This window comes from Frigoribacterium sp. AC759, assembly GCF_979256015.1.
On record NZ_CEEDMT010000004.1, the window covers coordinates 122,293 to 143,807 of the forward strand.

A 21,515-nucleotide genomic window follows, 5' to 3' on the forward strand; every position below is an offset into this window, starting at 1 on the left:
CTCTAGGGCACCAGGCCCGAGAGGGCGGGCTTGAAGCCGAGACGGACGTTCTCGCAGCACCCGGGGCGGCAGACGTCGTACCAGGGGCCGAGATCGGTCACGTGCGGGCGGTCTTCGACCGGCACGCCGTCACGGCGTTCGAGCACGAGGTCGACCAGGCCCGTCACGTAGTTCGGGTCGATGCCGGGGGTCGGCGTGCGCACGGCCCAGAAGCCGTTCTTCTCGCTCGTCTCGAGGGCCTCGTTGTCGAGATCCCACATGACCTCCATGTGGTCGCTGACGAAGCCGAGCGGCACGATCACGACGGCGCGCGTCGGACCGCCGGCGAGGTCGTCGATCGCGTCGTTGATGTCGGGCTCGAGCCACGGCATCGACGGCGGGCCGCTGCGCGACTGGTAGACGAGCTGCCACGGCACGGTGCTGCCGCCGCCCTCGGGGATCTCGAGCTCGAGTGCGGCCTCGGCGGCGGCCATGACGACCTCGGCCACGGCCTTGTGCTGCGCGGCGTAGGCGCCATCGTCGTCGAAGCCGCGCGACTGCGGGCCGCTCTTCGCGGCATCGGTCGACGGGATCGAGTGCGTCGCGAACAGCACCTGGATCTCGCTCGACAGATCGAGGCCGTCGATCTCGGCGCGGGCCTTCAGCAGGGCGTCGCGCACACCGTCGATGAACGGCTGGACGAAGCCGGGGTGGTCGAAGAACTGACGCACCTTGTCGATCTGCATCGTGTCGGCGAGACCGGTCTCGTCGAGCGCCATCGCGAAGTCCTCGCGGTACTGGCGGCACGAGCTGTACGACGAGTAGGCGCTGGTCGCGACGGCGATCAGCTTGCGGAACCCGCGGCTGTCGGCCTCGCGCACCGCGTCGGCCATGTAGGGATCCCAGTTGCGGTTTCCCCAGACGACGGGCAGGTCGATGCCACGACGCTCGAGCTCGGCCTCGAGGGCGGCCTTGAGCTCGCGGTTGTGCTGGTTGATGGGGCTGACGCCGCCGAAGTGGCGGTAGTGCGTGGCGACCTCTTCGAGCCGCTCTTCGGGGATGCCGCGACCCCGGGTGACGTTGCGGAGGAACGGGATGACGTCGTCCTGGCCCTCGGGCCCGCCGAAGCCGGCCAGCAGGATCGCGTCGTAGTCGGTCGGCTCGGAGACGTGCTCCGGGCCGCGCTCGGCCGCCGGGGTGGCGTTGCGCACGAGCTCGCCGTTGGTGATTCCGCTGGTGTCGGTCACGACAGAACCTCGATGATCTCGGTGGTGGTGATCCGTCGGCCGGTGAAGAACGGGATCTCTTCACGGACGTGACGGCGGGCTTCGGTGTAGCGCAGGTCGCGCATGAGGTCGACGAGCTGCACGAGCTCGGGTGCCTCGAGGGCCAGGATCCACTCGTAGTCGCCGAGCGAGAAGCTCGCGACGGTGTTGGTCAGCACCGCGCGGTGCTCGGAACCCTGCTTGCCGTGATCGGCCAGCATCTGACGGCGCTCGGCCTCGGGCAGCAGGTACCACTCGTAGCTGCGGACGAACGGGTAGACCGTCAGCCACGTCTCGGGCTCCTTGCCGCGCATGAAGGCGGGGCTGTGGTTGCGCGAGAACTCGGCATCGCGGTGCATGCCCATGGCGTTCCAGGTCGGGAGGAGACCGCCGAGGGCGTCGGTGCGCAGCAGCCGGCGGTAGGCCGACTGGATCGCCTCGGGCACCTCGCCGTGCAGCCAGATCATGATGTCGGCGTCGGCGCGCAGGGCGCTGACGTCGTAGAACCCCCGGACGACGACCCCGTCGGCGGCCAGCGATGCGACGACCGCGTCGAGCGCCTCGGCGTCGGCCTCGTCGGGTGCGAACGGGTTCTGGAGGTCGCGTCGGAGGACGGCCCACAGGGTATAGCCGAGACGCTCGCCCCCACCGGCCGACGACGACGCGTCGGTCGGGGCCGGCGACGGCGCCTCGGGTGAGGGGGCGGCGGGTGAATCTGACGTCGGCAACACGGGTGCCGACCCGTCGGCGCTGGTACTCATGCGGCTATTCTCCCCCTCTCCCGGCTGGGAGCCCAACCAGGTACTTCCAGTTCGAGAGAACGGTGGAGAACCCCTCGCGGAGGGGCCTCCGGGGAGGGACTATCGGCGCTTGACGACAGCGACCAGGATGCCGCCGACGGTCAACGCCACGACGCCGGCACCGGCCAGCCAGGGCCACTTGTCGTGCTCGTACGAGGCCTTCGCGCGCTGACCGGCGGCGCCCAGCTGCTTGGGCACGTTCAGCTTGTCTTCGATCTCGTTCAACGTGGCGGCCAGCTCGGCGCGCGTCTTGTCGATGTGACCCTGGATGTCGTTCGTGTCGCTCACGATGGTTCCGATCGGTGCAGAGGAGGTGCGGAGAAGGAGGGAGCGCGTCAGGACTCGTCGAGGCGCGTGCGCGGGATGGTGCCGACGCCCTTGATGGCGCGCAGGTCGCGCTGGAGGCTGGCGAGGGTCTTCTCGGGGACGACCGGCAGACCTACCTTGATCTTCTTGTAGCCGACCCAGCCGAGGATGCCCGCGCCGATCAGCAGGGCGACGGCCACGATCAGCGCCGAGAGCCAGCCCGGCAGCCAGATGGCGATCAGCAGCACGATCGCGGTCAGCAGCACACCCAGCGCCGCGAAGACCAGCACGAGAGCGCCGACGACGAAGCCGGCGCCGAGGCCGAACGCCTTGAGCGTCGCCATGATCTCGCTCTTGAGCAGCGCGATCTCGCCCTTGACGAGATCGGTGACCAGCGTGGGGACGTCATGCAGCAGGGTGAAGAGCGACCGCGAGCGCGTCCGTGAACCGGAGTCGTGCCGGATCCGGTCGCTTCGGGTGGAATCGGTCATCGGGTCTTACCGGTGGTCGCCGACTTCTGCTTCTTCTTCTTGCCCCCGCCGAAGGCCCGCACGATCACGAACTTCGCGCCGTTGACCCCGGCGTCGACGAGGTCGGCGGTCTTCGCGCCGGCGAAGTCCTCCGCCTTGGCGACCTGTCGCTGCACCGCGCGGCTGTGCCAGAGCTTGGACGACGTCGTCGAGATCTGGTCGTAGCGGTCTCGCCCGGCCCGGGCGCCCAGTACGAAGCCGAGGGCTCCTCCGGCGACGAAGATCAATTTGCCTCGCATGTCGCTCCATTCGTGGTCTGCGCACGGCAGTCGGCCGCGCGAGTCCCCAATCTAGTCCGAGCGCGCCGCGAGTTGCCCGACCCCGCCGCTGAGCAGTGCCGCGGCGGTCGCCCGGGACTGCGCGATGACCGCGGCCAGACCACGACCGGCCACGGCACCGCCGACCCGATGCACGCCGTCGAGGGGGGCGACGGGGGCGACCCGCGCCTCCTCGGCGTCCGTGACGGGTGCGGCGAGCGGGGCGTCCCAGGCGACCCGCGCCCAGCCCTCGACGGCATCGGGGTCGATCGGCACGCCGAGCAGCACCGCGGCGTCGGCGATCGCGACGGCCCGCAGCTCGGCGTCGGGCGTGCCGGGCTCGACCACGGGCGAGTCGTAGCTGAGACGGAGCACGTGCCGCCCGCCGGCGAGGTCGGCGAGCCAGGGCCATTTGACCGTCGCGTGCGTCAGGGCCTTCGCCCGCACGTCGAGGGCGCCGGGGGCGACGAGCACGCCCGTGCCCCGCGGCCCGGTGTCGAGCGCCGGCTCGCGGACGACGAGCGTCACGAGCGTGATCAGACCGGGAGCCGAGGAGGCGCGACCCGCCAGAGCCCGCCCCGCACCGTCGCCCACGGCCAGCACCACGGCGTCGGCGACGAGTCGCTCGCCGTCGACGGTGACGGACGACGCGTCGAGCGCCGACACCACCGCACCGAGTCGCATCTCGACGCCGAGTCGCTCGAGGTCGGCGACCAGGGCGTCGACCAGGCGGGCGTTGCCCCCGCGGAGACCGGCGACGGCCGAGCCGGCGGGGGCCAGCGCGCGGAGGCTGAGGACGGCCGCGGCCAGCGACCCCTCCCGCAGCAGCGCCCGACGGAGCCCTGGCGAGACGCGGTCGACGAGGAGGTCGTCGGGGTGCCGCGAGTGCACGCCTCCGACGATGGGCGTGACCAGGCGGTCGAGCACGGCGTCGCCCATCCGCGCCCGGATGAACGGACCTACCGTCGTCTCGTCGGCGCCCACCTCGGCCGGCTGCGCGTCGAGTCGCTCAGCGAGCACGGCGCCCTCGACGCCGATCACCTGCAGCACGTCGGGGTCCGTGAGGTCTCCGGGGATCCCGAGCAGACCCGTGCGGGGCAGCGGGAAGGCCTGTCCGTCGGCCTCGTGCACCCAGGCGCCGCGGCCGTCGGGCAGCACGACGTCGTCGGCGAGACCGAGCTCGTCGAGGTACGCGGCCACGGTGCCGCCGCGGGTGGCGAAGCTCTCGGCACCCGAGTCGAGGTCGATCCCCGCGACGGTGTGCCGACCGACCTCGCCGCCGAGACGGTCGGACGCCTCGAGCAGCAGCACGCTCGCACCGCCACGGGCCAGCTCGCGTGCGACGACCAGCCCCGCGACGCCGCCCCCGACGACGACCGCGTCGGCCGGCGAACCGCCGGCACCGGTCGAGGAGGCGCGGAGCAGGTCAGGCACGGTCGTACCCTTTCTACGAGAGTGGACTTCTAGAGCGTGTGCGCCAGCTCGACGATGCGGCTCAGCACGTCGGGATCGGTGTCGGGGTTGACCCCGTGGCCGAGGTTCAGCACATGGGCCGGGGCGGCGCGACCGCGTTCGACGACGTCGCGCACGTGGGCCTCGAGCACGGGCCAGGGCGCCTGCAGCAGAGCGGGGTCGATGTTGCCCTGCAGGGGCGTGCCGCCGCCGAGCCGCCGGGATGCCTCGTCGAGCGGGATGCGCCAGTCGACGCCCATCGCGTCGACGCCGACGTCGCGCATGGCGGTCAGCACCTCGCCGCTGCCGACGCCGAAGTGGATGCGCGGCACGCCGAGGTCGGCGACGTGCGACAGCGCACGCGCCGAGTGCGGTGCCACGTTCGCCGTGTAGTCGGCGAGCGAGAGCGATCCGACCCACGAGTCGAACAGCTGGGCGGCGCTGGCACCCGCGAGCACCTGGGCGCGGAGGAACGCCCCGGTGACGTCCGCCGCCCAGGTGAGCAGCGCCTCCCAGGTGTCGGGATCGCTGTGCATCAGGGTGCGCGCACGGATGTGGTCTTTCGACGGACCGCCCTCGACGAGGTACGCGGCGAGGGTGAAGGGCGCCCCGGCGAACCCGATCAGCGGCGTGCTGCCCAGCTCGGCGACGGTCTGGGCGACGCCCGCGGCGATCGGCGCCAGGGCCTCGTCGTCGAGGGGTCGGAGGGCGGCGACGTCGGCCGCGGTGCGGATCGGCGTCTCGAGCACGGGGCCGCGCCCGGGCACGATGTCGACCGAGACCCCGGCGAGCTTGATCGGCACGACGATGTCGCTGAAGAAGATGCCCGCGTCGACCCCGTGCCGGCGCACCGGCTGCAGCGTGATCTCGCTGGCGAGGTCGGGCGTCAGGCAGGCGTCGAGCATCTTGGTGCCGACGCGCAGCTCGCGGTACTCGGGCAGCGAGCGCCCGGCCTGCCGCATGAACCACACGGGCAGCGTCTCGGGTCGGTCGCCCCGCAGGGCCCGCACCAGCCGGGAGTCGGCGGTGAGACCGGTCGCGAGCGGGTGCTGGTCGGGCAAGGCGGAGGAGTTCACGCGGAAGATTCTCGCATCGCCCGCTGGACGTCGCATCGAGGTGACGCGACGGGGGTCTCGCCTGGGCGACGGACCCCTCGTCGGGTCACCTCGACGACCGCGGAGCCAAGGAGGCGCGGGTCGGCCGAGGAGGCGCGGGTCAGCCGACCTTGACGACCATCTTCCCGACGTTGGCACCGCGCATCAGGCCGGTGAACGCCTCGAAGGCCTGGTCGATGCCCTCGACCACGGTCTCGTCGTGGACGACGTCGCCGTTCGCCAGCCACGGGCCCATCTCGGCCTGGAAGGCCGGAGCGACGTGACGGTAGTTCCCGAGCGTGAAGCCCTTCATCATGAGGCCGCGCGTGACCATGTTGGTCAGGCCGGTGATGCCGACCGGGGCGCCGGTCGAGTTGTAGTTCGCGATCGAGCCGCAGAGCGCCGCGCGCCCGCCGTCGCGGAACGAGTCGAGGGCGGCCGAGAGGTGGTCGCCTCCGACGTTGTCGAAGTAGAGGTCGATGCCGTCGGGCGCCGCCTCGCGCAGCAGCTCGGTGACGTCGCCGTCCTTGTAGTTGAAGGCCGCGTCGAAGCCGTACTTCGAGGTGAGCAGCTCGACCTTCTCGGCGGATCCGGCGCTGCCGATCACGCGCGAGGCGCCCTTCAGGCGGGCGATCTGGCCGACCATGGTGCCCACGGCGCCGGCGGCTCCCGAGACGAAGACGACGTCGCCCTCGCGGATGCCGGCGATCTCCGTCAGACCGACGTAGGCGGTCAGCCCGGTGAGACCGAGCACGCCGAGGTAGGCCGACAGCGGCACTCCGTCGACGGGCTGCACGGCACGGAACGAGCCCGCGCCTCCCTGGGCCACGTCGCGCCAGCCGAGGTCGTGCTGCACGACCGCGCCGACGGGCAGGTCGCCCGAGCGGGACTCGACCACGCGGCCGATGGCGCCGCCGGTCATCGTCTCGTTCAGGGCGAACGGCGGCACGTACGACTTGACGTCGTTCATCCGACCGCGCATGTAGGGGTCGACGGAGAGGAACTCGTTCTGCACCCGGACCTCGCCCTCGCCGAGGTCGGGCAGCGTCACCTCGACACGGCGCACGTCGTCGGGGGTGGGCTCGCCCTGGGGGCGGGCGATGAGCTGCCACTGGGTGCTGATGGTCATGATTCTCCTGTCGTCGGGCCGAACGGGTGGTCGGCGGGGCCTCGTGTTGCAATGCGCAACACCGGCTGGGCATTCCCGTGCCTCAGCATCACCCCGCGCTTCCGCTCGACGTCGAGCCATCACCCAGCCGAATGCGCCCGGGGGCGTTACTCTTGATCGGTGCTCATCTGCCTGACGGCGTCCCATCGGAACGCCAGCTTCGACCTCCTCGAGAAGTTGAGCATCGGCGCACCCTCCGCGGTCGGCACATTGGTCGACGGCAGCGACTTCGTCAACGGCGCCGTCGTGCTCGCGACCTGCAACCGCTTCGAGGCCTACCTCGACGTCGACGAGCCCCTCACCGCCGGCAGCGCCGTCGCGGTCGAGGCCACCATTGCCACCATGAGCGATGCGAGCGACGTCACGGCCGACGATCTCCGCGACAGCGTGCGGGTCATCACCGGCGACGAGGTCGTCGAGCACCTGTTCGCCGTCAGCTCCGGCCTCGAATCGGTCGTCATCGGCGAAGACGAGATCTCGGGTCAGGTGCGTCGCGCCCTCGAGCGGGCCCGCGAGGGCGGCACGACGTCGTCCGACCTCGAGCGCCTCTTCCAGAAGGCGTCGCACACCTCGCGGGGCGTCAAGAACCGCACGAACGTAGGAGGCGCGGGTCGCTCGCTCGTCCGCCTCGCCCTCGAGCTCGCCTCCTCGCGCGTCACGGACTGGGCCCACGCCCGGGTGCTGATCGTGGGCACCGGCCAGTACGCGGCCACCACGGTCACCGCACTGCGCGACCGGGGCGCCGACCGACTGGCCGTCTACTCGTCGTCGGGTCGCGCCTCCTGGTTCGGGCTGAAGCACGACGCGACCCCCTACGACGACCTCGCCACCGCCATCGAGTGGTGCGACGTCCTCATCACCTGCACCTCGACCACCCAGCCCGTGGTCACCCCCGACGTCGTCACCCCGGGCGCACGCCGACTCGTCATCGACCTCGGTCTGCCGCGCAACGTCGACCCGCTGGTCACCGAGGTCGAGGGCGTCGAGCTGCTCGACCTCGAGACGATCAGCCTGCACGCTCCGCTCGCCGAGCTCACCGCCGCCGACGACGCCCGCGCGCTCGTGTCGACGGCCGCCGCCGAGTTCCAGGCCGTCGCCGCCGAGCAGTCGCTGACCCCCGCGGTCGTCGCACTGCGGAAGCACGTCTTCGACCTGCTCGACTCCGAGATCGAGAGGGCGCGGTCGCGCGGCGACTCGTCCGACCGCACCGAGGCCGCGCTGCGTCACCTGGCCGGCGTGCTGCTCCACACCCCGTCGGTGCGCGCGCGAGAGCTGGCCCGCGAGGGCCGCGGCGAGGAGTTCCGCGACGGGCTCGAGGCGCTGTTCGGCCTCACCGACACGCGCGCGGCCGCCGCCCCGGCCCCGCACCTGCGCGCCGTCGGCGACGCCGGCTGACCAGCGTGTCACCCCCGCGCGACGTCGGCTGAACGGGCGCGTTCCCCCGCACGGCGCCGGCTGACCGTGCGTCGCCCCCGCACGACGTCGGCTGACTCGCGCGCCACCTACGACGCCACGAGATGGACACGACGCCACGAGAAAAGGTGGCGTCATGTCCATCTGGTGGCGTCGTGATGACGACCCGCGCCTCCTCGGCCGACAGCCGACACCGGCGCGTCACCCCCACGCGACGCCAGCCGACGGGCGCGTTCCCCCGCACGACGCCAGCTGACCCGCGCGCCACCTACGACGCCACGAGATGCACACGACGCCACGAAAAAAGGTGGCGTCATGTGCATCTCGTGGCGTCGTGATGACGACCCGCGCCTCCTCGGCCGACCGCCGACCACGGGCGCCGGCGCCGGCACCGGCACCGGCACCGCCGCCGCCAGAACCGGCACCGGCCCCGCGGTCACCAGATCGTGACGCGATCCTCCGGCGGCAGCCAGGCCGCGTCGGTCGGTGAGACGTCGAACGCGGCGTAGAACTCGTCGATGTTGCGCACGATCTGGTTGCAGCGGAACTCGTTCGGCGAGTGCGGGTCGATCGACAGCAGGCGCACGGCCTCCTCGTCGCGCAGGGTGATCTGCCACGCCTGCGCCCAGCTGAGGAAGAACCGCTGGGCCCCGGTCAGACCGTCGATCACGGGCGGCTCGGCCCCCTCGAGCGACAGCAGGTAGGCCTTGTAGGCGATCGACAGCCCGCCGAGGTCGCCGATGTTCTCGCCGATGGTGAGGGCGCCGTTGACGTGGTGGTCGGGCACCTGGGCGGGTGCGAGCGCGTCGTACTGGGCGATCAGCGAGGCGGTGAGCTTCTCGAACGCCTCGCGGTCGGCGGCCGTCCACCAGTCGCGGAGCCGACCGTCGCCGTCGTACTTCGAGCCCTGGTCGTCGAAGCCGTGGCCGATCTCGTGCCCGATGACCGCGCCGATCGCGCCGTAGTTGGCGGCGGCGTCGCGGGTCTCGTCGAAGAACGGGAACTGCAGGATGGCGGCGGGGAACACGATCTCGTTCATGCCGGGGTTGTAGTACGCGTTGATGGTCTGCGGCGTCATGAACCACTCGCCGCGGTCGAGCGGCTGACCGATCTTGCCCAGCTCGCGGTCGAAGCCGACGGCGGCGGTCGCCCGCACGTTGCCGACCAGATCGGCGGGGTCGACCTCGAGGGCCGAGTAGTCGCGCCAGGTGTCGGGGAACCCGATCTTGGGGGTGAACTTCTCGAGCTTCTCGAGCGCGCGGCCGCGGGTCTCCTCCGTCATCCACTCGAGCTCGGTGATGCTCTGCCGGTACGCCTCGACGAGGTGCGCGACGAGCACGTCCATGGCGGTCTTGGCCGCGGGCGCGAAGTGGCGCTCGACGTAGATGCGCCCGACGGCCTCGCCCATGGCCCCCTCGACGAGCGAGACGCCGCGCTTCCAGCGGGCGCGCTGCACGGGTGCGCCGGTCAGGGTGCGGCCGTAGAAGCCGAAGTTCGCCTCGACGAACGGGGTCGACAGGTACGCCGCCGACGAGCGGACGATCTGCCAGCGCAGCCAGTCCTGCCAGTCGAGGAGGCGCGCTCCGGTCAGCAGCGACGCCAGACCGGTCACGAACGACGGCTCCCGGACGACGACCTCGTCGAACACGCGCTCGGGCGCGCCCACGGCATCGCGCCAGACGGTCAGGTCGACGCCTTCGGCGAGCGCCTCGAACCCCGCCCAGGGCAGCAGGTTGTAGGTGGCGTCGCTGTCGCGGGTGGCGACGTTGTCCCAGTGGTGCGAGGCGAGCTCGGTCTCGAGCGCCATGATGCGGGCGGCGCGGTCGTCGGCCTCGTCGAAGCCGGCGAGCTCGAGCATGCGGGCGACGAAGGCGACGTAGGCGGTGCGGATCGACTCGGACTTCTCCTCGCGGTAGTACGACTCGTCGGGCAGCCCCAGACCGCCCTGCTCGACGAACAGGACGTAGCGCTCGGGGTCGCCCGGGTCGTTGTCGACGAAGAGCTGCACGAAGCTCGCGAGCCCCTGCTTCTCGAACGAGCCCAGGAGGCGCAGGAGGCCGTCGACGTCGGTCACGTCGTCGACGGGGTCGAGCAGGGGGCGGATGGGCTCGGCGCCGAGCGCCTCGACCCGCTGCTCGTCGAGGAAGCTCGTGTAGAGGTCGCCGACCTTGCGGGCCTCGGTGCCGGGCTCGGCGTCCTGGGACTCCTGGATGATGTCGCGGACGGCCGCCTCGGCCTCCTCGGCGAGCACGTAGAACGAGCCGTAGCGCGCCTTGTCCTCGGGGATCTCGGTGCGGGCGATCCACCGCCCGTTCACGTGACGGAAGAGGTCGTCCTGAGGACGCACCCCCGGGTCGAGCTCGTCGGTCAGGATTCCGGAGGAGAGGGCGTCGCTGGTCATGGCCGTCAGCCTACGGCCGCGCCGCCGCTACAGTTCTGAGCATGGCACTCCCCTGGTCTCTGCACGGTGACGGAAAGACGGTGGACTCCACCGAGATCGTGGCGCCGGAGGAGCGGCTCACCTGGCCGCGCACCATCGGCCTGGGCGGTCAGCACGTCGTCGCGATGTTCGGCGCGACGTTCCTGGTGCCGATCCTCACCGGGTTCCCGCCGAGCACGACGCTGCTCTTCTCGGGCATCGGCACGCTGCTGTTCCTCATCATCACGAAGAACCGGCTGCCGAGCTATCTCGGGTCGTCGTTCGCGTTCCTCGCGCCGATCGCGGCGGCGAAGGAGGTCGGCGGCATCCCGCTGGCGCTGAGCGGCATCATCGTCGTCGGGGCGCTGCTCGCGATCATCGGCGTGGTGGTGAATCTCGCGGGCACCCGCTGGATCGACTCGCTGCTGCCCCCGGTCGTCAGCGGCGCGATCGTCGCCCTGATCGGCTTCAACCTCGCGCCGGCGGCCCGCGACAACTTCGCGCTCGCCCCGCTGACGGCGGTCATCACGCTCGCAGCGGTGGTGCTGAGCGCCGTGCTCTTCCGGGGCCTCCTCGGTCGCCTCTCGATCTTCGTCGGCGTGGTGGTCGGCTACGTCGCGGCCGTGCTGCTCGGCGAGGTGAGCTTCGACGCCGTGCGCGATGCCCCGTGGGTCGGTCTGCCGACGTTCACCGCCCCGGCCTTCGACCTGTCGGCGCTGCCCGTCTACCTCGGGTTCCTGCCCGTCGTGCTCGCGCTGATCGCCGAGAACGTGGGGCACGTGAAGGGCGTCGGCCAGCTCACCAAGCGCAACCTCGACCCGCTGACCGGTCGCGCGCTGTTCGCCGACGGTCTCAGCACCGTGCTCGCCGGGCTCGGCGGCGGGTCGGCCACCACGACCTACGGCGAGAACATCGGCGTGATGAGCGCCACGCGCGTGTTCTCGACCGCCGCCTACTGGGTCGCCGGCATCGTCGCGATCCTGCTGGGGCTGTCGCCGAAGATCGGCGCCGTGATCTTCACGATCCCTCCGGGCGTGCTCGGCGGCGTGACCACGGCCCTCTACGGTCTGATCGGCGTGATCGGCATCCGCATCTGGGTCGAGAACAAGGTCGACTTCAGCCGCCCGAAGAACCAGCTGACCGCCGGCATCGCCCTGATCATGGGCATCGCGGACTTCACGCTGTCGCTCGGCGGGGCCACGTTCGGCGGCATCATCCTCGGCACGGTCGCGGCGATCGTGGTGCACCACCTGATGACGCTGGTCGGCCGCGCCCGCGGCACCGACTGAGGTGCGCCTCCGGAACCCCCTCGATCGCGAGATCGTCCGCCTCGCCCTGCCGGCGCTCGGCGCGCTGATCGCCGAACCGCTGTTCCTGCTGACCGACACGGCCCTGATCGGGCATCTCGGGTCGGTGCCGCTGGCGGGGCTCGGGGTCGCCGGGGTCATTCTGCAGACGGCGCTCGGGCTGCTGATCTTCCTGGCGTACGCGACGACGCCGACGGTGGCGAGGAGGCTCGGCGCCGGTGATCGCGCCGGTGCCATCCGGGCCGGCGTCGACGGGCTCTGGTTCGCGCTGCTGCTCGGCGTGGTGCTCGCCGTCGTGGGGGCGTTCACGGCACCCGCGCTCGTGGGGCTGTTCGGCACGGAGCCCGCCGTCGAAGCCGCCGCGACGACCTACCTCACGGTGTCGATGATCGGGCTGCCGGGCATGCTGATCGTGATCGCCGCGACGGGGCTGCTGCGCGGACTGCAGGACACCCGCACCCCGCTGATCGTCGCCGGTCTCGGGTTCGCCGCGAACGCGGGCCTGAACGCCGTGTTCATCTACGGTCTCGGCTGGGGCGTCGCCGGCTCGGCGGCCGGCACGGTCGTGGCGCAGTGGGGCATGGCGGCCGTCTACGTGGTCATCGCCGTGCGGGCGGCCCGCGCCGTGGGCGCCGACCTGCGCCCGGGGCTCGCGGGGGTCGGACGCACCGCCCGGTCGGGCGCGTGGCTGCTGGTGCGGAACGCGAGTCTTCGGGTCGCGATGATCGCGACCGTGGCGACCGCCGCCTCCTCGGGGGTGACGGGTTTGGCGACGATCCAGATCGCGTTGACGCTGTTCAGCACGCTCGCGTTCGCGCTCGACGCCCTGGCGATCGCCGGGCAGGCGATGATCGGGCACTCGCTCGGCGCCGGCGACCGCGACCGCGTTCGTGCCGTCACCCGGCGGCTGATGGTGTTCGGGGTCGGCGGCGGGGTGCTGCTCGGCGGGCTCGTCGCGGCGCTGTCGGGCGTGCTCGGGCCGGTGTTCACGACCGACGAGGGCGTGCGGGCGCTGCTGCCCGGCGTTGTGCTCGCGATGGCCGTCGGCATCCCGCTGGCCGGGTTCGTCTTCGTGCTCGACGGGGTGCTGCTCGGCGCGGGCGACGCCCGGTACCTCGCGCTGGCGGGGATCGTGAACGTGGTCGTGTACCTGGCGATCCTCGTGCCGGTCGAACGCGCCGTGGGCGACGGAGCGGGATCGACCGTGGCGCTGTGGCTCGCGTTCGGACTGGGCTACATCGGCATCCGCGCCGTCACGCTCGGAGTGCGGGCCGCGGGGTCGCGCTGGATGGTGGTCGGGGCGCGCTGAGCACCTCGGCAGCAGCGGGGGCGCTCCGCACGTCCGTCCAGCCCACGACCAGGAGACTGCGCGATGTGTAGCGTCTCCTCTCGTGCCTTCCTTCGACGAGACCCCGCTGCGTGACCGCCACTTCGACGACTACCGGCCCGGCGACGGTGGGACGTACGGCCCCGTCGAGGTGACCGAGAGCTCCATCGTGGGCTTCGCGGCCGACTTCGACCCGCACACCATGCACCTGGATCCCCTCGGCGCGGCCGACGGCCCCTTCGGCGGGCTGATCGCCAGCGGCTGGCACACGACAGCCGTGATGATGCGGCTGATGGTCGACAACTTCCTGAACGAGCGGACCAGCCTGGCGTCTCCCGGCGTCGACGAGCTGCGCTGGCATCTGCCCGTCCGCCCCGGCGATCTGCTGCGCGCGCGGTTCACGGTGCTCGAGGCCCGCCCGTCGCGGACCAAGCCCGACCGCGGCATCGTCCGCACCCGCATCGAGATGCTGAATCAGCGCGACGAGGTCGTCATGTCGCAGGTGATGATGAACCTGATCCGCCGCCGCGCGTAGGGGGTCGGCGCCTGCCCGCGTCCCTCCCGTGAGCACGGTGGGCGGAAAGCGCCCTTCGCTGCGCCGGGAAGGGCGTCTTCTGACCAGGGTGGGCGTCAGTCGGGCGAAGCGACGCCGGGCGGCTCGACGCCGGCCTCGAGCCGGGCGACGGCGCGGGCGATGCGGCCGACCCGCGCCTCCTCGGTGGACGCCGTCAGCACCGGATGCATGACCGAGTAGCGGGCCGACCGGCTCAGCCCGGCGAACGCCTGGGAGGCGCGGGTCGAGTCCGCGAGCGCAGCCGCGAGGTCGGCGGGCGGCTCCATGTCCGCCTGGCCCGCATAGGCGCGATCCCAGCGTCCGTCGTCCTTGGCCCGGTCGATCTCGGCCTGGCCCCGCGGGCGCATCCGGCCCGAGTCGACCAGCCGCGCGACGTGGTCGACGTTGCGCACCGACCAGATCGAGCGTGCTCGACGCGGCGTGAAGTGCTGCTGGAAGGTCGCCTCGTCGATGGCGTTGCGGCGCCCGTCGATCCACCCGCTGCAGAGCGCCTCGTCGAGCGCCTCGGCGTAGGTGAGCGACGTGGGGCTCGACGTGCCCTTCTTCGCGAGCACGAGACGCACGCCGTCCGAGGTCGACTCGTGGGCGTCGAGCCAGGCCCGCCAGGCGGCGGCGTCGGGCACGGTGAGGTGGTCGTCGCTCATGTCTCCCTCTCGGGGCCGGGTCCGTCGGCGGGTGGCGACCCGCGCCTCCCCGACCCGCGCCTCCTCGGCTCCGTGGTCAGTCGGCGGTGGGCGATTCGACGGCGCGCAGGGCGGTGACGACCTGGTCGAGGAACGCGTCGACCTGATCCTGGTCGTACCCCTCGCGGAACTTCGTCGGCTGGAATCTCGCCGCGACGACCTCGTCGGCGGTGAGGGGGCCCGGGCCGCGCCCCTGCTCGACGGCCGCGAACGTCGCGGTGATCTTGTCGAGCAGATCGTCGACCTGATCCTGGTCGTAGCCCTCCCGGAATCGGGTCGGTGTGAATCTCGTCGCGACGACGTCCTGTGCGAGCATGTCTCCCCCTCGTTCGTGCCTCGATACTCCCACGGGTCGCGGCCTGCCACGCTCGCGGCCCGGGGGTCAGGTCGTGGGCAGCCAGACGCGCATCGTCGAGGGCCCGCGGTTCGCCCACGAGGCGTAGGGCACGAGGTCGACGCGACCCAGGGGCACGACCCGCCCGCCGGACTCCCCGTAGGGCCAGTCGACCGTCTCGTCGGCGAATCGGGCGATGTCGACGGAGGCGCCGGTCGCGGTGGTCTCCAGGGTCGCGCCGGTGTCGACCACGATGTCGTTCACGTCTCCGCTCGGCAGATCGGTCGACTCGAGCACGAGCACCAGCGGGCCCCGCTGCACGGCGACCTGCCCTCGGACGGCGTCGATGCGCGGGTCGGGGGTGACCCAGCGCGCCTCGAGCGGGAACTCGACGGTCACGACGTCGCCTGCGCGGAACCGCCCGGAGACGGTCGTCGTGCGCCCGACGCGCACGTCCGGGGCCTCACCGGCGGCGGCCTCACCGGCGGCGGCCCCGCCGGCCGCACCACCCCGCCCGACCCGCGCCGACCCGGCCCACGACGGGATGCGCAGGTCGAGCTCGACCTCGCGCCCCGTGTCCTCGCGCCAGGTGACGGTCACGTCGCCCCCGTACGGGTAGCCGCTCCGCACCGAGACCGCGACGACCGTGCCGTCGGCGAGCGCGGTGTCGACGTCGTAGTCGCCGTACTGGTGCAGCTGCAGCCCGCCGGGCGTCGTCGTCGCGAAGGTCGACTCGACGCTCGCCAGCGTGCGGGCCACGTTCGTCGGGCAGCACGACACCTCGAACCAGGGGGCCCGGAGACTCGAGAGGGCGCGCGCGTTCAACGCGGCCTCGTCGGGCGCGACGCCGTCGGTGCGCTGGTGCAGCGTGTTCGTGTAGAAGAACGCGCGGCCGTCGTCACGGGGTGAGGCCATCACGTTGTTCAGCAGCGTGCGCTCGATCAGGTCGGCGTACCGGGGGTCGGCGTCCTGCAGCAGCAGCCGCCACGACAGCATGTTCGACGCGATGCCCGCGCAGGTCTCGGAGTACGCGCGGTCGGGCGGCAGCTCGAAGTCGGCGCCGTACGACTCGTCCTGATGGTGCGAGCCCATGCCGCCGGTCACGTAGGTGCGTCGCGCGACGGTCGCCTCCCACTGACGGCGGACGGCGTCGGCGAGCTCGGCGTCGCCCGTCTCGACCGCGACGTCGAGCGCACCGGCGGCCAGATAGAGCGCCCTGACCGCGTGACCCCGCAGCACGTCCGCGTCGCGCACCGGCACGTCGTCCTGGAAGTACTCCGGCCCGTACTCGATCGGTGCGAGCAGCCCGTGGCCGCGACGCTCGACGAAGAGGCGGGCGAGCTCGACGTGACGGGGCTCGTCGAGAGCCCGACCCAGCTCGACCAGGGCGACCTCGATCTCGGGGTGCCCGCAGACGGCGACCCGCCCCTCCGGCCCGAACGCCTCCCATAGGTGATCGGCCAGGCGACGTGCGACGTCGACGATCGCGCTGTCGAGACCGGTGCGCGCCGCCGCGACGGCCGCCTGGATCAGGTGCCCGAAGCTGTAGAGCTCATGCCCCCACTCGAGGTTCGAGTAGCGCGCCGGCTGCCAGGGGCGGCCGAAGCTGGTGTGCAGGTAGCCGTCGTCGTCCTGCGCCGAGGCGACGCGCGAGACGAGGCGGTCGTAGCGGGCCGCCAGGTCGGCGTCGTGCGACCGGCCGAGCTCCCACGCCATGCCCTCGAGCAGCTTGTAGACCTCGCTGTCGACGAACTCGATGCCGGAGTGCTCCCAGCCTGTCTCGCTCGACGCCGCCCGGTCGAAGTTGGCCGTCCAGCCGATGCGCTCCATCCAGTCCTCGCAGTGCCGCAGCACCACGTGGGCGTTGAGCTGCTGCTTGTCGAACCAGTAGCCGCCGGTCAGACGGATCTCGCTCGAGTCGAGGGGGGTCAGCGCCGAGCTGCGCGGGGCGACGGGGCCGCCGTGGGCGGACGTCGAGGTCTGGACGGTGGTCACGGGGATGCTCCTCGAGGGGTGGGTGGCGGTCATGTCGTCAGTCCTTCACGGCGCCTGCGGTGACACCGGCGGCCACGTAGCGCTGGGCGACGACGAGCAGGACGGTGGCGGGGATGGAGGCGACGACGGCGGTGGCCATGATCGAGTTCCACTCCTGGTTGTTGTTGCCGATGTAGCGGTAGATGCCGAGGGTGATCGTCTGCGCGTCGCCGCCGCTGTTGAGCGTCGACGAGAAGACGAAGTCCGACCAGGCCCAGAGGAACGCGAAGAGTCCGACGGTGACCGCCGAGTTGCGGCTGACGGGCAGCACGATCGAGATGAAGGTCCGCCAGGCGCCGGCGCCGTCGAGCTTCGCGGCGCTCATCAGCTCGTCGGGGATCCCCCGCATGAAGGCGGTGAAGATCAGCACCCCGAACGGCACGGCGAGCGTCGAGTCGGCGATGACCAGCCCCCACCACTCGTCGAGGATCCCGAGGTTCAGGTAGATCGCGTAGAAGCCCATGGCCATGATCACCTGCGGGATCATCTGCGCGACCAGCAGGACGAAGCTCAGCGCGCCTCCTCCCCGGGGTCGCAGCTTCGCGAGCGAGTACGCGGCCGGCGCGGCGAGCGCGATCGTCACGACCACGGTGCCGATCCCCACCAGCAGACTCGTGCCGAGGTACGGCAGCTGGTCGGCGACCACGGCCCGGTAGCCGTCGAGCGTCGGCGCGGCGGGGAACCACGACGGCGGGCTCTGCCGCATCTGCGCGGTCGGGGTGAGCGAGACGTTGATCATCCAGTAGATCGGGAACAGCATGATCGCGGTCAGGACGACGCCGATCACGGTGGTGGCGAGACTGCGACGACCGGCTCTCCCCGAGGAGGCGCGGCGCGCCTCCGATCGGGGGGCCGCGGCGGGGCGGACGGCGGTGGTCATGACTGGTCCTGCTTCCTCTGCACGCGCAGGTAGACGAAGCCGCAGACGAGGGCCATGACGATCAGCAGGTTGCCGACGGCCGCGGCCGGTCCGAAGGAGGGGAGGGTGGAGCCGAAGCCGAGCTGGTACGACCAGATGGCGAAGGTGGTCGAGGCGTCGCCGGGGCCGCCCCGCGTCATGATCCAGATGATGTCGAAGACCTTCAGCGTGTAGACGAGGCCGAGCAGGATCGTGATGGCCGACACCGGTCGCAGCAGGGGGAACGTGATGCGCCAGAAGACCTGCCAGGCGTTCGCGCCGTCGAGGGCGGCGGCCTCGTAGATGTCGCCCGAGATGTTCTGCAGCCCGCTGTAGAGGATCACGAGGTTGAACGGGATGCCGATCCAGATGTTGGCGATGATGACGCTGGTCAGAGCCCATTGCGGCGAGGTGAGCCAGTTCACCTGGTCGCCGCCGAGGGTGCGGATCACCGAGTTGACGACGCCGCTCTCGCTGTTGAGCATCCACGACCAGGTCGACGCGCTGACGATCAGGGGGAGGAGCCACGGCACGAGGAACAGCGCCCGGAGCGTCGCCGAGAGCGGGAACCTCTGGAAGAAGAACACCGCGAGCGCCATGCCGATCGAGAACTGGAACGCGATCGAGATGCCGGTGAACAGCAGGGTGTTGATCAGCGCCGGCCCGAAGGTCGGGCTGGTGAAGACGTCGGCGAAGTTCTCGAACCCGATGAAGGGCGCGTTCCCGTCGATGAACGAGCGGACCGTGTAGTCGTGCGTCGACAGGTCGACGTTGCGGACCAGCGGCCAGACGTAGAAGACGGCGAGGTAGGCGACGACCGGGGCGAGGAACGCCCAGGCGGCCAGCTGCCCCGTGTCGGGGCGGCGCCTGCGGGTGGGTCCGGCGGGGGCGGGCGTGCCGCCCGTCCCCGCCGGGGACACGGCCTCACGACGTTCCATCGTGTCGGTGCTCATGGTGCTCCTGTCGTCGTTCGGCGGTGTCGCGGTGGTGCGGTGCTGCGGGTGCTGCCGGTGCTGCGCGGTGTCGCGTGCTACTCGGTGGCGGAGGACGCAGCGGTCTGCGCCTCCTTCAGGGCCTCCTCGGGGCTCGCCGACCCGCTGAGGCTGTTCTGCACGGCCTTCCAGAGCTGCTCCGAGATCTTCGGGTAGTCCGTGCCGAGGTCGTCGCTGGTGCGCCCCTTGGCCTCGCCGACCGCGGTGACCCAGGGCTCGAGGTCGGGATCGGCGGCGAGCTGCGCCTCCTGGGCGTCCTTCGTCGGGGCGACGTACGACAGGGTCGTGTCGGTCGCGACGAGGTTGTCGGTGCTCGTGAGGCAGGCCTGGATCTTCTCGCTGACCTCGTAACGGGCGTCGTCGCTCTGCACGGGCACGGTCAGGAACTCGCCGCCGGTCGGTGCGGGGGCCGCACCGCCGTCCTTCGAGGGGATCGAGATGATGCCGTAGTCGATGTCGGACGCCTTGATGCCCGCGAGCTGCCAGGTGCCGTTCTCGCCGAACGCGTACTCGCCGGTCATGAACTCCTGCCACGTCGTGGTCTGGGTGTTGTTGATCACCGAGTTGGGGGCGTACCCCTCCTCGAGCCAGCCCGTCCAGAGGTCGAGGGCCGAGACGGCGTCGTCGGAGTCGAGCTCGGTCAGGTCGGCCCCGCTGCCCCAGTACCAGGGGAGGAACTGGAAGCTGCCCTCCTCCGTGCCGATGGCCGAGAACGTGATGCCCTTCTTGCCGACCGCCGTGACCTTCTCGAGGGCGCTCGTCAGGGAGTCCCAGTCGGTGATCGAGGCCGGGTCGACGCCCGCCTCGTCGAGGATCGCCTTGTTGTAGTAGAGCGCCAGGGTGTTGGCCCCGATCGGAACGCCGTAGGTCTTCCCGTCGACCTGACCCGCGGCGAGGATGTTCTCCTCGATGTCGGCCGTGTCGGCGCCGGTCTCGTCGGTGTCGGTCAGCAGACCCGCCTCGGCGAGGGTCGAGACCACCGGGTTGTCGACGAGCAGCAGGTCGGGGCTGTTGCCCTGCTGACCGGCGAGGAGCGCCTTGCTCGTCAGGTCGGAGGTGTCGTAGCCGGTCCGCTCGATGGTGACGCCGGCCTCGGTGCCGCACGACTCGACGAGCTTCGTCCAGTCGGACGTGCCGTCGAACTGGGGGTACGGGTCCCAGAAGGTGTAGGTGCCGGTGGCCGCGTCGCCGCCGGCGGACGAGCCGCCACCGGAGCAGCCGGTGAGGGCGAGCGAGACCGCTGCGAGCCCGACGAGCGCGACGGCGGCCTTCTTGCTGTGGAAGGGGGAGATCACAGGAGGTTCCTCTCTGAACTGCTGCGGGTGCTCCGTCAGAGAGCCGGGCCGGAGGTGCGGCGCGGGTGCTCGTCGTCGAGAACGTGAGACCGAAACTGGTTTCGGGAGTGAAGTTACACGCGGCCTGGTTGCTCGTCAACGACTTTGTGAACTATTTTCGGAACATGTCCAACGCAGCAGGCGGCAGAGGCCCCGCATCGACGGTCACGCTCGCCGACGTGGCGCGTGCCGCCGGGGTCTCCGTGGCGACGGCCTCGAAGGCCCTGAACGGTCGCGCCCAGGTGCGCGAGAGCACGCGGGTCAAGGTGCAGGAGGCCGCGGCCGCGCTGTCGTTCACCCCCAACTTCTTCGCCCAGGCGCTCAACTCGCCACGCACCGGCACCATCGGCATGGTCACCAGCGATCTCGACAACCGGTTCGTGCTGCCGGTGCTGCTCGGGGCGGAGGACGCCTTCGGCTCGGGGTCGCTCTCGGTGCTGCTGGCCGACGCCCGCGACGACGCCCTGCGCGAGCAGCTGCACCTGCAGACGCTGCTGACCCGGCGCGTCGACGGTCTGCTGATCGTCGGGCGGACGACGAACCCGAGACCACCCGTGCCCCTGATGGCCGATGTGCCCGTCGTGTACGTCTATGCGCCGTCGACCGACCCCGCCGACGCGTCGTTCACGCCCGACAACGTGCAGGCCGGCCGCCTCGCCGCCGAGCATCTGCTGGCGACGGGTCGCACGCGCATCGCCCTCGTCAACGGCGAGGCCTCGTACGCCGCGGCACGCGACCGGGCCGCCGGGGTGCAGCAGGCCGTCGAGGCGGCCGGGCTCGAGCTCGTGGGCGGCACGTCGCTGTTCGGGCAGTGGGGCGAGGGGTGGGGGCGGGACTGCGCGCGCCTCCTCGTCCGGGGCGGCGAAGCGGTCGACGCGATCATCGGCGGCAGCGACCACATCGCCCGCGGGGTCATCGACACGCTGCGCGACGAGGGCGTCGGGGTGCCCGACGACGTCGCCGTGATCGGGTTCGACAACTGGGACCTCCTGGTGCGCGAGTCACGACCGACCCTCACCAGCGTCGACATGTCGCTCGAACAGCTCGGGCGGGCGGCGGCGCAGCACCTCGTCGACGCGATCGGCGGGGCGCCGTCGCCCGGCGTGGTGGCGGGGCCGGTGCGGCTCGTGGTGCGCGACTCGGCGTGACTCGGCGGTCTGCACCCGACGCGCGCCTCCTGGGCACGCGCACGCCCCCTGCGCACGCACCCGCGGGAGGTTCGGCGGGTTCCCGTCACTCGCGGCGGGTCAGCGCTGACCCGCCACCGATGACGGCGGCCCGCCGCCCCCTCCGTGGCGCGTGACTCGGCGTGACGATCGAGGCCGGCCGCGGCATCGGCGAGCCGGGCG

General features: G+C 71.7%; 19 protein-coding genes and 2 pseudogenes. 5 read left to right on the top strand and 16 right to left on the bottom strand.

Annotated features, from left to right (window positions below):
• Positions 1-2 precede the first annotated feature (2 nt).
• The 8 genes from ACZ6JE_RS06320 to ACZ6JE_RS06355 form a co-directional block, all read right to left on the bottom strand.
• A complete protein-coding gene (locus tag ACZ6JE_RS06320; RefSeq protein WP_243215011.1) occupies positions 3-1,226 on the bottom strand; it encodes a ferrochelatase in 1,224 nt (407 codons plus the stop codon).
• Entirely contained in the window at positions 1,223-2,005 is a 783-nt protein-coding gene (hemQ, locus tag ACZ6JE_RS06325) for a hydrogen peroxide-dependent heme synthase (RefSeq protein WP_192061164.1), read from the bottom strand. Before hemQ ends, ACZ6JE_RS06320 begins: the two co-directional genes overlap by 4 nt.
• 99 nt (positions 2,006-2,104) lie before the next feature.
• Entirely contained in the window at positions 2,105-2,332 is a 228-nt protein-coding gene (locus ACZ6JE_RS06330; RefSeq protein ID WP_192061165.1) for a DUF3618 domain-containing protein, read from the bottom strand.
• A gap of 47 nt (positions 2,333-2,379) precedes the next feature.
• The gene (locus tag ACZ6JE_RS06335; protein WP_464318481.1) at positions 2,380-2,841 is read right to left on the bottom strand and encodes a phage holin family protein; all 462 of its coding nucleotides are present in this window, start codon (positions 2,839-2,841) and stop codon (positions 2,380-2,382) included.
• On the bottom strand, positions 2,838-3,119 hold the full coding sequence (locus tag ACZ6JE_RS06340) for a hypothetical protein (RefSeq protein WP_243215010.1): 282 nt from the start codon (positions 3,117-3,119) through the stop codon (positions 2,838-2,840). The genes ACZ6JE_RS06335 and ACZ6JE_RS06340 overlap by 4 nt, the downstream gene beginning before the upstream one ends.
• Before the next feature lie 51 nt (positions 3,120-3,170).
• Positions 3,171-4,571, bottom strand: a complete 1,401-nt coding sequence (locus tag ACZ6JE_RS06345) for a protoporphyrinogen/coproporphyrinogen oxidase (RefSeq protein ID WP_464318482.1) — start codon at positions 4,569-4,571, stop codon at positions 3,171-3,173.
• Between the two features lie 29 nt (positions 4,572-4,600).
• Entirely contained in the window at positions 4,601-5,701 is a 1,101-nt protein-coding gene (hemE, locus tag ACZ6JE_RS06350; protein WP_464318483.1) for a uroporphyrinogen decarboxylase, read from the bottom strand.
• Positions 5,702-5,804: 103 nt separating this feature from the next.
• On the bottom strand, positions 5,805-6,812 hold the full coding sequence (locus tag ACZ6JE_RS06355) for an NADP-dependent oxidoreductase (RefSeq protein WP_243215007.1): 1,008 nt from the start codon (positions 6,810-6,812) through the stop codon (positions 5,805-5,807).
• 159 nt (positions 6,813-6,971) lie between these two features.
• Here ACZ6JE_RS06355 and ACZ6JE_RS06360 point away from each other — a divergent pair, with 159 nt between their 5' ends.
• Positions 6,972-8,246 carry a glutamyl-tRNA reductase gene (locus ACZ6JE_RS06360; protein WP_192061170.1) on the top strand — a complete coding sequence of 425 codons (1,275 nt, stop codon included), beginning with the start codon at positions 6,972-6,974 and terminating at the stop codon, positions 8,244-8,246.
• Positions 8,247-8,700: 454 nt separating this feature from the next.
• Here the strand turns inward: ACZ6JE_RS06360 and ACZ6JE_RS06365 are convergent, their stop codons facing one another.
• Positions 8,701-10,665: a M13 family metallopeptidase gene (locus tag ACZ6JE_RS06365; RefSeq protein WP_464318484.1), complete on the bottom strand. Its 1,965-nt coding sequence runs from the start codon at positions 10,663-10,665 to the stop codon at positions 8,701-8,703.
• Positions 10,666-10,706: 41 nt separating this feature from the next.
• Here ACZ6JE_RS06365 and ACZ6JE_RS06370 point away from each other — a divergent pair, with 41 nt between their 5' ends.
• The 3 genes from ACZ6JE_RS06370 (at position 10,707) to ACZ6JE_RS06380 (ending at position 13,852) form a co-directional block, all read left to right on the top strand.
• A complete protein-coding gene (locus ACZ6JE_RS06370; RefSeq protein ID WP_464318485.1) occupies positions 10,707-11,972 on the top strand; it encodes a uracil-xanthine permease family protein in 1,266 nt (421 codons plus the stop codon).
• Between the two features lies 1 nt (position 11,973).
• Positions 11,974-13,299, top strand: coding sequence for an MATE family efflux transporter (locus ACZ6JE_RS06375; RefSeq protein WP_243215681.1), 1,326 nt, complete (start codon positions 11,974-11,976; stop codon positions 13,297-13,299).
• A gap of 82 nt (positions 13,300-13,381) precedes the next feature.
• On the top strand, positions 13,382-13,852 hold the full coding sequence (locus tag ACZ6JE_RS06380) for a MaoC family dehydratase (RefSeq protein WP_192061173.1): 471 nt from the start codon (positions 13,382-13,384) through the stop codon (positions 13,850-13,852).
• Between the two features lie 95 nt (positions 13,853-13,947).
• On the opposite strand, the gene ACZ6JE_RS06385 is transcribed toward ACZ6JE_RS06380, so the two are convergent.
• The 7 genes and pseudogenes from ACZ6JE_RS06385 to ACZ6JE_RS06415 all read right to left on the bottom strand — a co-directional run bounded on the left by ACZ6JE_RS06385 (position 13,948) and on the right by ACZ6JE_RS06415 (position 20,127).
• A complete protein-coding gene (locus ACZ6JE_RS06385) occupies positions 13,948-14,535 on the bottom strand; it encodes a YdeI/OmpD-associated family protein (protein ID WP_464318486.1) in 588 nt (195 codons plus the stop codon).
• Positions 14,536-14,638: 103 nt separating this feature from the next.
• Positions 14,639-14,797 (bottom strand): annotated as a pseudogene (locus ACZ6JE_RS06390) (DivIVA domain-containing protein); the annotation flags it as partial.
• Positions 14,795-14,890: pseudogene (locus tag ACZ6JE_RS06395) on the bottom strand (DivIVA domain-containing protein); the annotation flags it as partial. The pseudogenes ACZ6JE_RS06395 and ACZ6JE_RS06390, both read right to left, overlap by 3 nt.
• Positions 14,891-14,956: 66 nt before the next feature.
• Entirely contained in the window at positions 14,957-16,936 is a 1,980-nt protein-coding gene (locus tag ACZ6JE_RS06400; protein ID WP_464318487.1) for a glycoside hydrolase family 127 protein, read from the bottom strand.
• Between the two features lie 4 nt (positions 16,937-16,940).
• On the bottom strand, positions 16,941-17,702 hold the full coding sequence (locus ACZ6JE_RS06405; RefSeq protein ID WP_243215687.1) for a carbohydrate ABC transporter permease: 762 nt from the start codon (positions 17,700-17,702) through the stop codon (positions 16,941-16,943).
• A gap of 116 nt (positions 17,703-17,818) precedes the next feature.
• Entirely contained in the window at positions 17,819-18,793 is a 975-nt protein-coding gene (locus ACZ6JE_RS06410; RefSeq protein WP_243215684.1) for a carbohydrate ABC transporter permease, read from the bottom strand.
• Between the two features lie 77 nt (positions 18,794-18,870).
• Positions 18,871-20,127 carry a sugar ABC transporter substrate-binding protein gene (locus ACZ6JE_RS06415; RefSeq protein ID WP_243215685.1) on the bottom strand — a complete coding sequence of 419 codons (1,257 nt, stop codon included), beginning with the start codon at positions 20,125-20,127 and terminating at the stop codon, positions 18,871-18,873.
• A gap of 164 nt (positions 20,128-20,291) precedes the next feature.
• Here ACZ6JE_RS06415 and ACZ6JE_RS06420 point away from each other — a divergent pair, with 164 nt between their 5' ends.
• Positions 20,292-21,314 carry a LacI family DNA-binding transcriptional regulator gene (locus ACZ6JE_RS06420; RefSeq protein ID WP_192061177.1) on the top strand — a complete coding sequence of 341 codons (1,023 nt, stop codon included), beginning with the start codon at positions 20,292-20,294 and terminating at the stop codon, positions 21,312-21,314.
• Positions 21,315-21,515: the final 201 nt, after the last annotated feature.

Excerpts from the sequence above, each read along its gene's own strand:
- hemQ (WP_192061164.1), bottom strand. The coding sequence starts at position 2,005 with ATGAGTACCAGCGCCGACGGGTCGGCACCCGTGTTGCCGACGTCAGAT.
- ACZ6JE_RS06335 (WP_464318481.1), bottom strand. The coding sequence starts at position 2,841 with ATGACCGATTCCACCCGAAGCGACCGGATCCGGCACGACTCCGGTTCA.
- ACZ6JE_RS06340 (WP_243215010.1), bottom strand. The coding sequence starts at position 3,119 with ATGCGAGGCAAATTGATCTTCGTCGCCGGAGGAGCCCTCGGCTTCGTA.
- hemE (WP_464318483.1), bottom strand. The coding sequence starts at position 5,701 with ATGCGACGTCCAGCGGGCGATGCGAGAATCTTCCGCGTGAACTCCTCC.
- ACZ6JE_RS06355 (WP_243215007.1), bottom strand. The coding sequence starts at position 6,812 with ATGACCATCAGCACCCAGTGGCAGCTCATCGCCCGCCCCCAGGGCGAG.
- ACZ6JE_RS06365 (WP_464318484.1), bottom strand. The coding sequence starts at position 10,665 with ATGACCAGCGACGCCCTCTCCTCCGGAATCCTGACCGACGAGCTCGAC.
- ACZ6JE_RS06370 (WP_464318485.1), top strand. The coding sequence starts at position 10,707 with ATGGCACTCCCCTGGTCTCTGCACGGTGACGGAAAGACGGTGGACTCC.
- ACZ6JE_RS06385 (WP_464318486.1), bottom strand. The coding sequence starts at position 14,535 with ATGAGCGACGACCACCTCACCGTGCCCGACGCCGCCGCCTGGCGGGCC.
- ACZ6JE_RS06400 (WP_464318487.1), bottom strand. The coding sequence starts at position 16,936 with ATGACCGCCACCCACCCCTCGAGGAGCATCCCCGTGACCACCGTCCAG.
- ACZ6JE_RS06405 (WP_243215687.1), bottom strand. The coding sequence starts at position 17,702 with ATGCTGTTCCCGATCTACTGGATGATCAACGTCTCGCTCACCCCGACC.
- ACZ6JE_RS06410 (WP_243215684.1), bottom strand. The coding sequence starts at position 18,793 with ATGAGCACCGACACGATGGAACGTCGTGAGGCCGTGTCCCCGGCGGGG.
- ACZ6JE_RS06420 (WP_192061177.1), top strand. The coding sequence starts at position 20,292 with ATGTCCAACGCAGCAGGCGGCAGAGGCCCCGCATCGACGGTCACGCTC.